The 13,463-nt window shown below is 72.3% G+C and carries 15 protein-coding genes and 1 pseudogene; 11 read left to right on the top strand and 5 right to left on the bottom strand.

The annotated features are described in order from the left end of the window. Positions 1–43: 43 nt before the first annotated feature. Positions 44–439, top strand: a pseudogene (locus HQQ79_RS19200) (DUF1016 N-terminal domain-containing protein); the annotation flags it as partial. Here the strand turns inward: HQQ79_RS19200 and HQQ79_RS12975 are convergent. Next, positions 335–898 (bottom strand): DUF899 family protein, encoded by a 564-nt coding sequence (locus HQQ79_RS12975; protein WP_254066258.1) that lies wholly within the window; start codon positions 896–898, stop codon positions 335–337. The pseudogene HQQ79_RS19200 and the gene HQQ79_RS12975 sit on opposite strands and share 105 nt — an antisense overlap. Positions 899–1,102: 204 nt before the next feature. On the opposite strand from HQQ79_RS12975, the gene cysK reads away from it, so the two are divergent. Beyond that, complete coding sequence (gene cysK, locus HQQ79_RS12970) at positions 1,103–2,041, top strand: cysteine synthase A (RefSeq protein WP_173035310.1); 939 nt, start codon at positions 1,103–1,105, stop codon at positions 2,039–2,041. Positions 2,042–2,061: 20 nt separating this feature from the next. Further along, positions 2,062–2,622 carry a serine O-acetyltransferase EpsC gene (gene epsC, locus HQQ79_RS12965; protein ID WP_027466263.1) on the top strand — a complete coding sequence of 187 codons (561 nt, stop codon included), beginning with the start codon at positions 2,062–2,064 and terminating at the stop codon, positions 2,620–2,622. A gap of 136 nt (positions 2,623–2,758) precedes the next feature. Here epsC and HQQ79_RS19195 read toward each other — a convergent pair whose 3' ends face one another. Then, the gene (locus tag HQQ79_RS19195) at positions 2,759–3,058 is read right to left on the bottom strand and encodes an excalibur calcium-binding domain-containing protein (RefSeq protein WP_216852505.1); all 300 of its coding nucleotides are present in this window, start codon (positions 3,056–3,058) and stop codon (positions 2,759–2,761) included. A 143-nt stretch (positions 3,059–3,201) separates the two neighbouring features. Here HQQ79_RS19195 and HQQ79_RS12955 point away from each other — a divergent pair, with 143 nt between their 5' ends. Further along, positions 3,202–3,585 carry an MmcQ/YjbR family DNA-binding protein gene (locus HQQ79_RS12955; RefSeq protein WP_138803915.1) on the top strand — a complete coding sequence of 128 codons (384 nt, stop codon included), beginning with the start codon at positions 3,202–3,204 and terminating at the stop codon, positions 3,583–3,585. 42 nt (positions 3,586–3,627) lie between these two features. On the opposite strand, the gene HQQ79_RS12950 is transcribed toward HQQ79_RS12955, so the two are convergent. Continuing rightward, positions 3,628–4,257 (bottom strand): MOSC domain-containing protein, encoded by a 630-nt coding sequence (locus tag HQQ79_RS12950; RefSeq protein WP_173034772.1) that lies wholly within the window; start codon positions 4,255–4,257, stop codon positions 3,628–3,630. Positions 4,258–4,447: 190 nt separating this feature from the next. Between HQQ79_RS12950 and HQQ79_RS12945 the strand changes: the two genes are divergently transcribed. The 6 genes from HQQ79_RS12945 to HQQ79_RS12920 all read left to right on the top strand — a co-directional run bounded on the left by HQQ79_RS12945 (position 4,448) and on the right by HQQ79_RS12920 (position 9,258). Beyond that, entirely contained in the window at positions 4,448–5,284 is an 837-nt protein-coding gene (locus tag HQQ79_RS12945) for an alpha/beta fold hydrolase (protein WP_111046741.1), read from the top strand. Between the two features lie 283 nt (positions 5,285–5,567). Next, positions 5,568–6,122 (top strand): RNA polymerase sigma factor, encoded by a 555-nt coding sequence (locus tag HQQ79_RS12940; protein ID WP_027466268.1) that lies wholly within the window; start codon positions 5,568–5,570, stop codon positions 6,120–6,122. Beyond that, entirely contained in the window at positions 6,119–6,769 is a 651-nt protein-coding gene (locus HQQ79_RS12935) for a hypothetical protein (protein ID WP_138803912.1), read from the top strand. The genes HQQ79_RS12940 and HQQ79_RS12935 overlap by 4 nt, the downstream gene beginning before the upstream one ends. Further along, positions 6,766–7,074, top strand: coding sequence for a hypothetical protein (locus HQQ79_RS12930; protein ID WP_173034770.1), 309 nt, complete (start codon positions 6,766–6,768; stop codon positions 7,072–7,074). The genes HQQ79_RS12935 and HQQ79_RS12930 overlap by 4 nt, the downstream gene beginning before the upstream one ends. 219 nt (positions 7,075–7,293) lie before the next feature. Beyond that, entirely contained in the window at positions 7,294–8,553 is a 1,260-nt protein-coding gene (locus HQQ79_RS12925; protein WP_173034768.1) for an NAD(P)/FAD-dependent oxidoreductase, read from the top strand. A gap of 15 nt (positions 8,554–8,568) precedes the next feature. Further along, the gene (locus HQQ79_RS12920) at positions 8,569–9,258 is read left to right on the top strand and encodes a hypothetical protein (protein ID WP_173034766.1); all 690 of its coding nucleotides are present in this window, start codon (positions 8,569–8,571) and stop codon (positions 9,256–9,258) included. Positions 9,259–9,294: 36 nt separating this feature from the next. On the opposite strand, the gene HQQ79_RS12915 is transcribed toward HQQ79_RS12920, so the two are convergent. Continuing rightward, positions 9,295–9,654, bottom strand: a complete 360-nt coding sequence (locus HQQ79_RS12915) for a UBP-type zinc finger domain-containing protein (protein ID WP_173034764.1) — start codon at positions 9,652–9,654, stop codon at positions 9,295–9,297. Between the two features lie 105 nt (positions 9,655–9,759). Between HQQ79_RS12915 and HQQ79_RS12910 the strand changes: the two genes are divergently transcribed. Next, positions 9,760–10,428, top strand: coding sequence for an acetolactate decarboxylase (locus HQQ79_RS12910; RefSeq protein ID WP_173034762.1), 669 nt, complete (start codon positions 9,760–9,762; stop codon positions 10,426–10,428). Between the two features lie 12 nt (positions 10,429–10,440). Here the strand turns inward: HQQ79_RS12910 and HQQ79_RS12905 are convergent, their stop codons facing one another. Then, the gene (locus HQQ79_RS12905) at positions 10,441–13,299 is read right to left on the bottom strand and encodes an AAA family ATPase (RefSeq protein ID WP_173034760.1); all 2,859 of its coding nucleotides are present in this window, start codon (positions 13,297–13,299) and stop codon (positions 10,441–10,443) included. Positions 13,300–13,463: the final 164 nt, after the last annotated feature.

Below are 13,463 nucleotides of genomic sequence, written 5' to 3'. Positions count from 1 at the left end.
CGATTGATGGACAGTGCTTCGACCGAGCATCCACCATCGGCGGATGACCGATGACGCCGCATTGCCGACCGAGTACGCCGAGACCTTCCGGGCCATCCGAGACCGCGTCACGGCGACGCGCAGTCGCGTGCAGCTGGCGGCCAACGCCCACCTCATCCACCTGTACTGGTCGATCGGTTCGGTCCTGCTCGAGCGGTCGAAGGCCGGACGGTGGGGAAGCGGGGTCCGGCAGCTGGCAGAGGACCTGCGGGCGGAGTTCCCGTCGATGACGGGGCTGTCACCGACGAACCTCAAGTACATGCGGCAGTTCGCGGCGGCGTGGCCCGAGGAAGCGTCAATTGGTCCACAGCGTGTGGACCGATTGCCGTGGGGGCACATCAGAGCGCTCCTGCCGGAGTCTGATCCCGTCCGACGGAAACGCTACGCCGAGGCCGCTGTCGAGCACGGCTGGTCGAGGAACGTCCTGGTGCACAACCTCCGGTCGCGCGCGCTCGAGCGCTCCGGGGCGCAGACAACCAACTTCAGCCTCGACCGGTGCCTCCGACACCATCGCGAACGCGATGCCCTCGTCGTCGAGGCGTCCCATGTCCGCGGGGAGGTCGTCGATCGCCCACGTGCAGCTCGGGCATGCGTCGTCCCAGTCCGCGCTGTACATGACGTTCTGCACCAGGAGCAGGTAGCGGTCGCCGAAGAGCTCGGTCAGGTGGACGGGCCCGTCCGGCCCGTCGAATGCGTAGTCGTCAACACGGACCATCGGCAGCCGCCAGCGTGCAGCGGAGACGCGGTCGCCGTGTCGGGTGAGTTCCTTCTCGTCCCGCACCTGATCCGCCAGGGCCGCGTCGAACGCGGCGCGGTCGACCACGGGCGGGGCAGCGCCGGGTTGCTGGAGCTTGGACATCACGACCTCCTCGTCGTTGCGCCGCACCACGCGCGCGGACCGCGCGTGTGGCAACAGCCACGAACCGGCCCGGAGGCGCGACTTGCGTCCGGAGCGCACGCGCCGTCACGGACAGGACCGCCTGGGGTCCGGTCGCTAGGATCGGGCGCACACCGCGCCTCCAGGAAGAGCGATGCGCGACCTGAGCTGCGAAGGACGGACCGGATGAGCGGCACCATCTACGAGAACATCTCCCAGGCGTTCGGCAACACCCCGCTCGTCAAGCTGAACCGGCTGCCGGAGGCGGGCGGGGCCGAGGTGCTCGCGAAGCTCGAGTTCTACAACCCGGGCGCCAGCGTCAAGGACCGCCTGGGCGTCGCGATCATCGACGCGGCCGAGGCCTCCGGTGCGCTGCAGGCCGGCGGCACCATCGTCGAGGGCTCGTCCGGCAACACCGGCATCGCCCTGGCACTGGTCGGCGCTGCTCGCGGGTACCGGGTCGTCATCACGATGCCCGAGACCATGAGCGTCGAGCGCCGTGCGGTGATCCGTGCGTACGGGGCCGAGATCGTCCTGACCCCCGGGCCCGAGGGCATGAAGGGTGCGGTCGCCAAGGCCGAGTCGATCGTCGCGGAGACCCCCGGCGCGATCCTCGCCCACCAGTTCGAGACGGCTGCGAACGCCGAGATCCACCGGAAGACCACGGCGGAGGAGATCCTCCGTGACACCGAGGAGCACGTCGACGTGTTCGTCGCCGGTGTCGGCACCGGCGGCACGATCACCGGTGTCGGGCAGGTGCTCAAGGAGCGCGTGCCCGGCGTGCAGATCGTCGCCGTGGAGCCGAAGGACTCGCCCCTGCTCACCGAGGGCAAGGCCGGTCCGCACAAGATCCAGGGCATCGGCGCGAACTTCGTGCCCGAGGTCCTCGACCAGAGCGTCATCGACGAGGTGTTCGACGTCGAGCTCGACGACGCGCTCCGTGTGGCCCGTGCCCTGGCGACGCAGGAGGGCATCCTGTCGGGCATCTCGTCCGGCGCGATCATCCACGCGGCGCTCGAGATCGCCGCTCGCCCCGAGAACGCCGGCAAGCGGATCGTCGCCATCGTGTGCGACACCGGAGAGCGCTACCTGTCGACGGTGCTCTTCGAGGGGCTCACTGCGTGAGTCGTCCTCTTCGACGAGGCGTGCTGCGGACCATCCGGGAGGACCTGTCCGCAGCACGCCGCGGTGACCCCGCAGCCCGGGGCGACCTGGAGAACGCGATCGTCTACTCCGGGTTGCACGCCATCTGGACGTACCGGGTGACCCACCGTCTCTGGAACGCACAGGGGCTGCCCGGGTCCCGGTTCGCGGCCCGGCTGCTCGGGCAGGTCGCACGGTCGGTCACCGGCATCGAGATCCACCCCGGCGCGCGCATCGGCCGCCGGTTCTTCATCGACCACGGCATGGGTGTCGTCATCGGCGAGACCGCGGTCATCGGCGACGACGTGCTCGTGTTCCACGGTGTCACCCTGGGCGGACGCGGGGGCGACCACGGCCCGGGGGCCCGTCGGCACCCGGTGGTGGGGGACCGCGTGGTGCTCGGCGCCGGGTCGTCGCTGATCGGGGCGATCACGATCGGTCCGGACTCCGTCGTCGGCGCCAACACCGTGGTGACGAAGGACGTCCCGGCGGGGTCCGTCGTCACCGGTGTCGCCGGGACTCCGCGTCCTCGGTCCGGGCACGAGGGCGTCCCGACGCTCTGACCGCGCCGGGCACACGCCGGCCGCGGGCGCACGCCGGGCCGGCAAGACACCGGTGTTCGCGCATTGCACCGCGGTGTGCGGGTGCTCAGCACGCGAACACCGGTGTCTTGCCGGTGTCACCGAGCGCGAGCGAGCGTCAGCTCTTCTCGCAGGCGATGCCGTCCTTGTCGCGGTCGAGCTTGGCGTTCGCCTTGTACAGGGCGTCGTCCTTCTTGACCGTGCCCTTGAGCGCACGGGTGGTGGTCTTGCCGCCGGAGACGACCTTGTTGCTCGTGACGGACTTCTTGGCGATGCCACCGGAGTACACCTTCTGCACCGCGGTGCAGTTGGCGTAGGACTTCGGTGCCGCCTGCGCCGTCGAGGTCCCGCCGACGACGGCGGTGGTCGCGAGGACGGCGGTGGCGGCGGCGATGCCGAGGGTACGGATGATGCGCACGGGTTCCCCCTGGAACTGGTGGTGATCGCGCGAGCGACCGCCGCGTCGGGTACGCGGCGTGGTGATCCTACGACGTGATCGAGGCTCACGACCCGCCCCCGAACGGGGTGCGCTGTGTCGGCTGCCTGCGGCATCCTGGACAGATGGACGGCGAGCAGCTGCACGAGATCGCGAGCCGCACGGCCCTGGGGCTGCCGGCGGCACTCGAGACCCAGCCGTTCGGCGAGGGCTCGGTGGTCTACAAGGTCGTCGGCAAGATGTTCGTGATGGTGACCGAGGTGCGTGGGACCCCGATCGTGAACCTCAAGTGCGCGCCGCCGCACGGGGCGGCGCTGGTGCGCGACCACGACGAGATCACGCCGGGGTGGCACATGAACAAGCGGCACTGGATCACGCTGACACCGGGCGACGGCATCGACGAGACCCTGGTCGAGGACCTCGTGGCGAACGCCTACGACCTGGTGGTCGCCGGGCTGCCCGTGGCGAAGCGTCCGATCGACCCCTCGCGCGGCGCGCTGCCGGGCTGATCGGGCTCGACGGGCTCGAAGGGCTCGACGGGCTCGTCGGGATCAGGCTCGCGCGGCGACCTTCGACAGGTCCTGGACGACCTTCGGCGCCAGGCGCTCGCCCGATTCGAGCACGGCCCGCGCACGATCGGGTGCCAGGTCGCCGAAGATCTCGCCGATGGTCACCCCGTGTTCCGGCCGGTACGTCACCTCGATGGGGTCACCTGCGGCGACCGAACCGGACTTGACCACGCGGAAGTACGCCCCCGGCCGCCCCTCGTCGGCGAACCGCTTCACCCACCCGTCGATGCCCATGCGCCGGGCGAAGGTGCCGCAGGGCGTGCGGGGCACCGTCACCTCGAGCACGAGGGTGTCGCCGATCCGCCAGCGTTCCCCGGTCACGGCCCCGGTCACGTCGATCCCGCTGGTGCGGAGGTTCTCGCCGAACAGGCCGGGCGGGACCTCGCGCTCGAGCAGGTCGGCGAAGTACGCGGCGTCCTCGTCGGCGTAGGCGTACACGGCCTGGTCCACACCGCCGTGGTACTTGCGGTTCGCCTGCACGTCGGCGCGCAGGCCGAGCGGCCGGACCCGGACGCTCCCGGTGACCGGGCGCTTGTCGATGGCCGTGACGCCGATGATGCCGGAGTCCGGCAGCAGGCGGTCGACGCGGCAGACGGCGGTGACGAGCGACATGGAGCCAACTCTGGCGCACACACGCCGCCGCACCAAGCAGGGCCCGCCCACGGTCCGACGGATCGGGATGAATGACCCAAGCGGTCGAGCGAGCACCGGTCCTACGGTGAAGGGGCTTCGGTCTCCCGCCGATCGGGAGGCAGCGGCCAGTCCGCGTCACATGTGGAGCAGGAACTCACGGAGGTTCACGATGGCGTTCGTCACCACGAGCGATGGTGCAGAGATCTTCTACAAGGACTGGGGGCCGCGCGACGCGCAGCCGATCGTCTTCCACCACGGATGGCCCCTGTCGTCGGACGACTGGGACGCGCAGATGCTGTTCTTCCTGGGCAAGGGCTACCGGGTGATCGCGCACGACCGCCGCGGGCACGGGCGTTCGTCGCAGATCGGCACCGGGCACGACATGGACCACTACGCGAGTGACACGGATGCGGTCGTGCAGCACCTCGACCTGCAGAACGCGGTCCACATCGGGCACTCCACCGGTGGTGGTCAGGTCGCACGCTACGTCGCCCAGTACGGCGAACCGCAGGGCCGTGTCGCCAAGGCCGTCCTGGTGTCGTCGGTGCCCCCGATCATGCTGCAGAGCGACACCAACCCCGAGGGCACGCCGATCTCGGTGCTCGACGGGTTCCGGAGCGCACTCGCCGCGAACCGCGCCGAGTTCTTCCAGGCCGTCGCCGAGGGGCCGTTCTACGGGTTCAACCGTCCCGGCGTGGAGGTCTCGGCTCCGGTGGTCGCGAACTGGTGGCGGCAGGGGATGACGGGCAGTGCCCTGGCCCACTACGAGGGCATCAAGGCGTTCTCCGAGACGGACCAGACCGAGGACCTCAAGGCGATCTCCGTCCCGGTCCTCGTCACACAGGGCGACGACGACCAGGTCGTGCCGTACAAGGCGGCCTCGCTCAAGCAGGCCGAGCTGCTCAGCAACGCCACGCTCAAGATCTACGAGGGGTACCCGCACGGGATGCTGACGACCCACGCGGACGTCATCAACCCCGACCTGCTCGCCTTCATCCAGCAGTAGGACGAGCCGACAAGCACGACGTCAGGGGCGCACACCGGAACCGTCCGGGTGCGCCCCTGACGTCGTGTGTGACGAAACGCGTGCGACGCACGTCCCATCGGTGACCACACCACGAGGAGCCGACGTGACCCGCACCGCTGCAGTCCCCAGGAACGCCCCCGCACACGTGCTCGCCCTGGCACGTGTCCGCTCGCTCGCCGCCCGGCCGGCCGGACCCTTCAGGGTCGTGCCGGCACACCGGCGCACCCAGCCGTTCACCATCCACCACCGGTAGAAGGAACGCGTGCACCACCAGTCCCTCGCCGAGCTCGACGACGCGGTCCTCGCCGGCCGGTCGTCCGACGGCGACGTCCGGGCCTTCGAGGTCCTGATCCGTCGCCACACCCCGCTGCTCCGCGCCTACGCCCGTCGGACCCTCGGTTCCACCGACGAACTCGACGACGTCGTGCAGGAGACCTTCATCACCGCGTGGGACCGCCTCGACTCCCTCGAGGACCTCGCGCGCGTGAAGTCGTGGTTGATGCGCATCCTGAGCCGGAAGTGCCTCGACCGGATCCGCGCGCGGCGCGTCCACGACGACGTCACCGAGCTCGAGGTCGCCGCGCCGGCCGACGACGCACCCGACCGGGTCGCCGAGGCGCGCTCGCGCGAGGACGCGGTCGAACGTGCGCTGGCCGAACTGCCCGAAGCCCAACGACGGTGCTGGATCATGAAGGAGGTGCTCGAGTACCGGTACGACGAGATCGCCGCCGAACTCGACCTGCCGCCCTCGACGGTCCGGGGACTGCTGTCCCGAGCGAGGAAGAACATGATCCGACTCATGGAGGGATGGCGATGACCGACCACGACGGCATCCGGCCGGACCTGCCCGACAGCCCCGAAGCACTCGACGCCCTCGAACCCGGTGACCTGGACGGCCACTCGATCGACGAACTCGCCGACTACCTCGACGCCGGCATGCAGCCGGCGGACCCGAGCATCGACGACTCGCCCGCCTGCCAGAACGCCCTGGCCGCGATCATCCGCGTCCGCCACGCGTCGCTCCGCTCGCTCGAGGCGGCCGCCCGCGACGAGGCCCCGGCCGACGAGTCCTGGATCAGCGGCGTCCTGGCGAACATCTCGATCGAGTCCCGCTCCGGTCGCGACGTCCCGCTCCGCCCCCTGTCCGAGACCGAGCGCCCCGTGATGACCGAGGGGGCCATCCGTTCCCTCATCCGCCGCACCGGTGACGAGGTCCCCGGTGTCCTCGTGGCACGCTGCCACCTCGACGGCGACGTCACCGAACTCGCGTCCCCGATCCGGGTGGTCGTCGAGATCGCGATCGCGTCAGGTCCGTCGATCCCCGCCACCGCTGAGCTGGTCCGCACCGCCGTGGCCGGCGCCCTGGCCGAGCAGACCGACCTGCTCGTCGAGGCGGTCGACGTCGTCGTCCGCGACCTGCTGCCGGACCCCGAGCCCGGTACCGACCCCGAGGAGGCCCGATGAGCACCACCGACGAGACCCTCGCCGCGATCGAGGCCGCCGTCCTCGAGGTCTCCGGCGTCACCGACCTGTACCGCTCCCGCCCGACGGTCGCGAGCGCCGTGCAGGCGGTCCGCAGCATCGCCACGAGCAGCGGACCGCTCCGGATCGTCGTCGACGACGGAGCCCTGCGTGTCGTCATCGGCACCGACGGCTTCCGCCCGGCCCCCGAGGTCGCACGCGCCGTCCACGACGTCGCCCTGGCGACCGCGGCGGCGCACGGCCTGGCGCTCAGCCGCGTCGACGTGCGCGTCGCGCGGGTGGGCTGACCGCGACCACAGATCGGACGCCAGGCCCGTGGCGACGCCGCCACGGGCCTCCCGTCCGCCGTGGGCGCAGCTGACCCCGGCCCACGCGACCCGACGCCGCCTGCGGCACCGAAGGAGACCCTCGCAGGACCACGTGCGGAGCGCCGGCAGTCCGTAGCGTGCTCGTGAGGGAGCGGCAGCAGTTCCTCACCGATCGTCGTCGCACCGACCGGAGGAGCCATGGAGACCGACGCCGCCGTGCTCCCGTCCCGTCGCGTCCGCGTGTACGGACGGCCGTTCGACGCGGACTCCTACGCCCTGCGGGACTTCCTGTCGCGCTCCGTGGTGCAGTTCGACTGGTTCCCGGTCGACGTCGACGGGGTCGGGGGCGCCGACCGGGTCGATCCGTCGCGGCTCCCGCTCGTCGTGTTCCCCGACGGCACGGAACTGGTCGCACCCACGCTGCGCGAGGTCGCCGACCGGCTCGGGTGGATCCACGCACCGCGCCGCCAGGAGTACGACCTGTCGATCTACGGCGCCGGTCCCGCCGGGCTGTCCGCGGCCGTGTACGCCGCCTCCGAAGGGCTCGACGTCGTGCTGCTCGAGCGGGACGCCGTGGGCGGGCAGGCCGGGTCGAGCAGCCTCATCGAGAACTACCTGGGGTTCCCCGAGGGGATCGCCGGAGCGGACCTCGCCGAGCGCGCCCGGGAACAGGCCGTCCGGTTCGGCGCCGAACTCCTGGTGATGCGCGAGGGTGTGCGCGGTGTCTTCCACGACGGCCGCATCCACGCCGACCTCGCCGACGGCGGCCACGTCGTCGCCCGTGCGAACATCTGCGCGACCGGTGTCGAGTGGCGTCGGCTGGGGCTGCAGCGTGAGCAGGATCTGCTCGGCTGCGGTGTCTACTACGGTGCCGGGACGAGCGAGGCGGACGGCTGCGCCGGCGAGCAGGTCTTCGTGGTCGGCGGGGCGAACTCGGCGGGCCAGGCGGCGATGAACCTGTCCCGCTCCGCGGCGCACGTCACGATGCTCGTGCGGGGCTCGTCGCTGTCGGCCACGATGTCGGAGTACCTGAGCGCCAGGATCGTGGCCGCACCGAACGTGACGGTCCGGACGGGCTGCCAGGTCTCGGCGCTGCACGGGGACAGTCGACTCGAGTCGATCGAGGTCACCGACGGCGACGGCGCCACGGTGTCGCTGCCGGCAACGCGGTTGTTCATCTGCATCGGCGGACGACCGGACACGAGCTGGGCCGAACAGACGCCGATGGTCCGTGACCGGCTCGGGTACCTGGTCACCGGCCCGGACCTCGACGCCGTCGACGGCTCGCTCGAGCACTGGCCGCTCGAGCGGCGTCCCTTCTGGCTCGAGACGAACGTGCCCGGGTCCTTCGCCGCCGGGGACGTCCGCGCCGGGTCCGTCAAACGCGTCGCCGCAGCGGTCGGCGAGGGCGCCATGGCCGTGACCTTCGTCCACCGCCACCTGGCGACGAGCGACTGACCGAGGAGCCCCGTGATGCCCGAGGAACCCGACACGACACTGCCGACCGCCGCCGAGTCGATCACCTCCCTGGACCGGCCGACCGCCTTCTTCAACGCCCTGATGACCGAGCACTTCGTCCTCGAGAGCGCGCGGAGCATCACGGTCAGCGAGTCGAGCAGCCGCTCCTCGCTGTACCTCACCACGCTCTCCAGCTCGCTCGTCGCCTTCGGGTTCCTCGCGCACACGCCCTTCGCGCTCGGGTTCCTCGGCGCGATCATCCCGGTGATCGTCCTGCTCGGCGCGTTCACCTACGAACGCCTCGTCGAGACCTCGCTCGAGGACGTCGCGGCACTCGCCGCGATGCAACGCATCCGTCGCTACTACGGCCGCCTGCTGCCCGAGGCCGACACGTACTTCCCGATGCCACGCGGGCGGCACGCGGCGAACGAGCTGCTCGACATCGGCCGGGCTCCGTCGTGGTACCGGCTCCTGTTCACGATGTCGTCCGCGATCGCGGTGGTGAACTCGATCGTCGCCGGTGCCGGGGTCGCCATCCTGGTCGACCAGCTCGGCGTCGACGACCCGGGTTCGATCGTGTGGGGCGTCGGATCGGCGGTGGTGCTGGCCGTCGCACACCTGTCGTACCAGGTCCGGTCGCACACCACGATGCACGAGCTGATCGCCCGGTCGGAAGCATTGGACACCGACCGCCGGCTGCCCTGACCGGCCGCGGCCGGCCGCGACCGGCCGCGACCGGTGTCAGCGTCGCTCGGCCAGCTGCTCCGACCAGTCGCGGGGGAGTCGGTCGGCCGGACCCGGAACCGACTGGGTCGTCGGGTGCGCCTGCGGGTCGGCGAGGCGGGGTCCGTCCACGAAGTCCTGCGTGAGGAAGTCCCAGAACCACCCCTCGCCCGGCTCGAACGACTGCATGACCTCGTGCCCCGTGACCGCGAAGTGCGCGGTGGCGTGCCGGTTCAGGGAGTCGTCGCAGCAGCCGACGTGTCCGCAGGCGGCGCACCGACGCAGGTGCACCCACCACGAGCCGGTCGCGTCGCACTCCACGCACCCCGCGCCGGACGGGGGGACGGACGGGGAGACCATGTTCGCGCGTGCACTCATGGTCCAACCGTGCGCCGCGCACCCACCCGGACGCTTGAGTCAAACGGCGCTGGTACCGCGCGGGCGGAGTTCCTACGGTCGAACCGAGGACGGACGAGGAGCACGGTGCGGGAGACGACGGATGACGGGACCACGTCCCTGGCGACCCTCGCCGCATGGGCGCGCCGGGCCGTCGACGATCCTCGACGCGGGCGACCGGCCGTCCACGTCCCGGTCACCGTCGCGGCCCTCGGTCGGCACGGCACCCTGGGACTCGGCGCGCTCGCCGGCGGCGACGCCGGACCCCGCGGCCTGGTCGTGTGCGAGCGCCGGTGCTTCCGGATGCTGCCGGACGGCACCGCAGCGGTCGCGGACGCGGACGACCCGGTCACGTTCGCCGTCGTCTCGACGTTCTCGCCCGACCTCGCGGTGACGGTCGCGTCGGTCGCCTCCGTGGCCGACCTGGAGGCCCGGATCACCACGGTCCTGCCGCCGCGCGACTTCGCGGTGGCCGTCTCGGTCGACGGCGTCTTCGACGAGGTCCGGACCGAGGACGGCGCGACCGGGACGACGGTGCACCGCGCGGTCGCGGGTCGCCTCGTCGGCTTCCGGACGCCGGGCCCGGGCGGGACCGGCGCCGACCTGCACCTCGCGTTCCTCGACGCCACCCGCACCCGCGCCGGGGCGCTCGCCGGGTTCGCAGGGTTCTCCGGACGGATCGAGCTCGGGTTCTCCACCGCGCCGCACCTGGCGGTCCGTGCGCTCGGCGCCGGGCTCGACGGCGGACCGGTGTGACCCGAGCGGTGGTCAGCCGGATCGGTGCTGCCGGAACCGCGCCGCGAGCTCCCGGCGAGAGGCGACGCCCCACTTCGCGTAGACGTGCCGGACGTGGCTCGTCACCGTGTGGGTCGAGATGAACAGGTCGGACGCGATCTGCTGCGTGGTCAGGCCGGCGGCGACCCGTTCGACGACCTGGGCCTCGCGCGCGGTGAGCCCCGAGACGCCCGACATGCCCGGGTCGGCGGGGGTCGCTCGGACGGTGACACCGACACTGCGCAGGTGCCCCCGCGACCGTTCGGCCTCGCGCAGGGCACCGGCACCGTCGAACAGCTCCGTCGCCTCCCGCCACACCTCGACGGCCGCGGACACGGAGCGCCGCCGCAGGGCGCACCCGAGGTCCTCGAGCGCTGCGGCGAGCACGAGCCGGCGGTCGACCCGGCGCAGCCGCTCCACCGCTGCGCCGAGGCTCTCCACGGAGTCGTGGACGAGTCCGTGCACGTGCAGCCAGGTCCCGCCGCACAGGTCGTTGTCCGGGTTCGCCGTGGCCCTGAGCCGCGCCACCCGTTCGATCCGCTCGAGTCGGTCCAGCTGACCCCCTCGGACCGCGATGCGCGCGAGGTGGACGTCGTCGGCGAAGTCGGCCGGGCTCGACATCGACGCGATCGGTTCCTCCAGGCTCCGCCACGCCACCTCGCTGCGGTCGACGGCGGCTCGGACGTCGCCGTGGGCGTCCGCTTCGAGCGCCAGCAGCCACGATCCGGAGCGCGCCGATGGGGGATCGGCGAGCAGGCCCTCGGCGAAGTGCCGCGTCCGGTCGGCCGCCCTGCGGTCCCCCTGCAGCAGCGCCGTGCGGAAGAGGACGGTCCCGGCAGTGAGCGCCGCGAACCGACCGAGTTCCAGGTCCTCGGCCAGGTCGAGGACCGACTCGGCCGACGTCTTGGCGTCCTCCAGCCGGCCCTGGTCGAAGAGCACCCTCGTGCGCAGCATCATCCAGGCGGCGGTCGGGCGGGCCAGGTGGTTGCGCCGGGTCTCGATGGCGTTCGCCTCGGCGATGCGTCCGGCACGGTCGGTGTCGCCGAGCGCCCCCGCGAGGAACGCCACCCAGAGCCCCTCGGGCAACCAGGTGCTCGACGACCCCCCGGTGGCTGCGACCCGGCTCATCGCCGACGTGATCGCCTGCGTCGCGTCCGCGAACCGGCCCTCGTTGAAGGCGAGCACGGAGGCACTGGCCTCGAAGGTGGCGACGGCGACCGGGTCCGCGTCGCCGTCGACCGTCGCCCGGGCCTCCCGCAGTGCGGTGGCGAGGTCCGCGTGCCGTCCCGCCTGCGCGAGGTTCAGCGCGCGCACGGCGAGCAGACGCGACCGCACGCCGGCGCTCACGCCGGGCAGGGCCAGTGCGGTCTCGACCGTCCGCAGTGCTTCCGGCGTCGAGCCCTCGGTCTGCAGCCGCGCCAGGGTCAGGTGCAGGCGTGCGTCGTCCTCCGGAGCGAGGCGGCCCTGCAGGTCGTGGAGCAGCGCGCGGGCCTCGGCCGTCCGGCCGCTGTGCCAGAGCAGCGGCAGGACGTCGACGACGATGCCGGGCAGCGCCGGGGTGCCGTGCGCGAGGTCGGCGGCGCGGAGGGCGAGCGCCCCGGCCTCGGCGGCGTCCGTGCTCGCGAGGTCGATCGCCACCGTGCGCAGGACCTCGGCGGCGCGGACGTCCCTGCGCTGCGCCACCGCGGCGATGCGCGCGGCGATCGAGACCGGTGGGACACCCTGCCGCAGGAGCTCGTCCACCGCTTGCCTGAGCAGGTCGTCGCGGACGGCCGCGGGGATCATCGACTCCGCCGCCTCGCGGAGGACGTCGTGGCGGAACGACAGGTCCGTGCCGTCTTCGACGAGCACCCCCGCCTCGATCGCCTCCTGCAGCCCCGGGAGCAGCCGCTGCGCCGGCTGGTCGAGCATCGCCGACAACGACCGCACCGAGAACGAGCGTCCCAGGGTCGCTCCGACCTGCACGAGCTGCTGCGTGGGCTTCGACAGGCGTCGGAGGCCCTCGCGGATCGACGCACCGAACCTCGCGGGAAGCGCGGCGCCCGGCATCGTGGCGACGCCGTCCGCGATCGCCAGCAGGCCTTCGTCGACGAGCCCGCGGACGAGTTCGGCGACGAGGATCGGGATGCGCTCCGTCCGTCGGGCAACACGCAGGACCGAGCCGTCCGGCGTCGCGCCGACCAGGTCGGCGATCATCGCGGCGGTGGCCTCCTCGTCCAGCGGGTCGAGGTCGACGATCCGTCCCGTCGCGGCGAGCTCGTCGACGGTCGCCGTCACCGGCGGGTCCTGGTGCTCGGTCCGGACCGCGACGACCCAGAGCACGGGGACGTCGGCGAGTCGGCGCGACAGCGAACGGAGCACCGCCAGGGACGTCGTGTCGCACCACTGCAGGTCGTCGACGACGACCACGACGCCGTCCGACGCCGCGGCTCGCTCCAGGTCGTCCTGGAGCTGCTGGAGGAGCCAGTACCGTGCCTCCGGGTCGAGCGTCACCGCGCTGAGCCGGACGCGGTCGGAGATCGGCCGGGGCCCGGCGCCGAGCGCGTCCATGATCGGTGCGAGCGGGATCAGGCGTGCGTCGCGGTCCGTGCGACCGACGGCCACTCGGAGGCCGGCCGCGGTCGCCTGGTCGACCACGTCCTCGAGCAGACGCGACTTGCCGACGCCCGCAGCGCCGCGGACGACGAGCACGTCACCCGCGCCCCGTGACAGACCGGCCAGGGCATCGGCGGCGATGCCCCGTTCGACGCTCCGGCCGCGGAGCGGCAGCCCGTTGCCGGGCACGGCGGACACCGGCGCGGAGAACTCGTCTCCGCGGGGGAGCAACTCCTCGTCCGTCAACACGGCGGCCACCAGTCCTCGTCGGTGGCTGGAGTCTACGAACGGACCGGGCGCGGGCGACGGGCCCTGCCGTTACCCCGGCGGCGGGTTCCGGTGACGCTCCCGGGCCGTCCGCCCGGGGTGTCGCGGGTGGTGGCGGGAGCATCCGGGGCCCACGGGGCGGGCAGCCGGCGAGG

The organism is Curtobacterium sp. VKM Ac-2852 (genome assembly GCF_013205045.1).
Taxonomy (GTDB): domain Bacteria; phylum Actinomycetota; class Actinomycetes; order Actinomycetales; family Microbacteriaceae; genus Curtobacterium; species Curtobacterium flaccumfaciens.
Note: the sequence above shows the minus strand (reverse complement) of the source record. Positions and strands in the feature narration are given on the sequence as shown.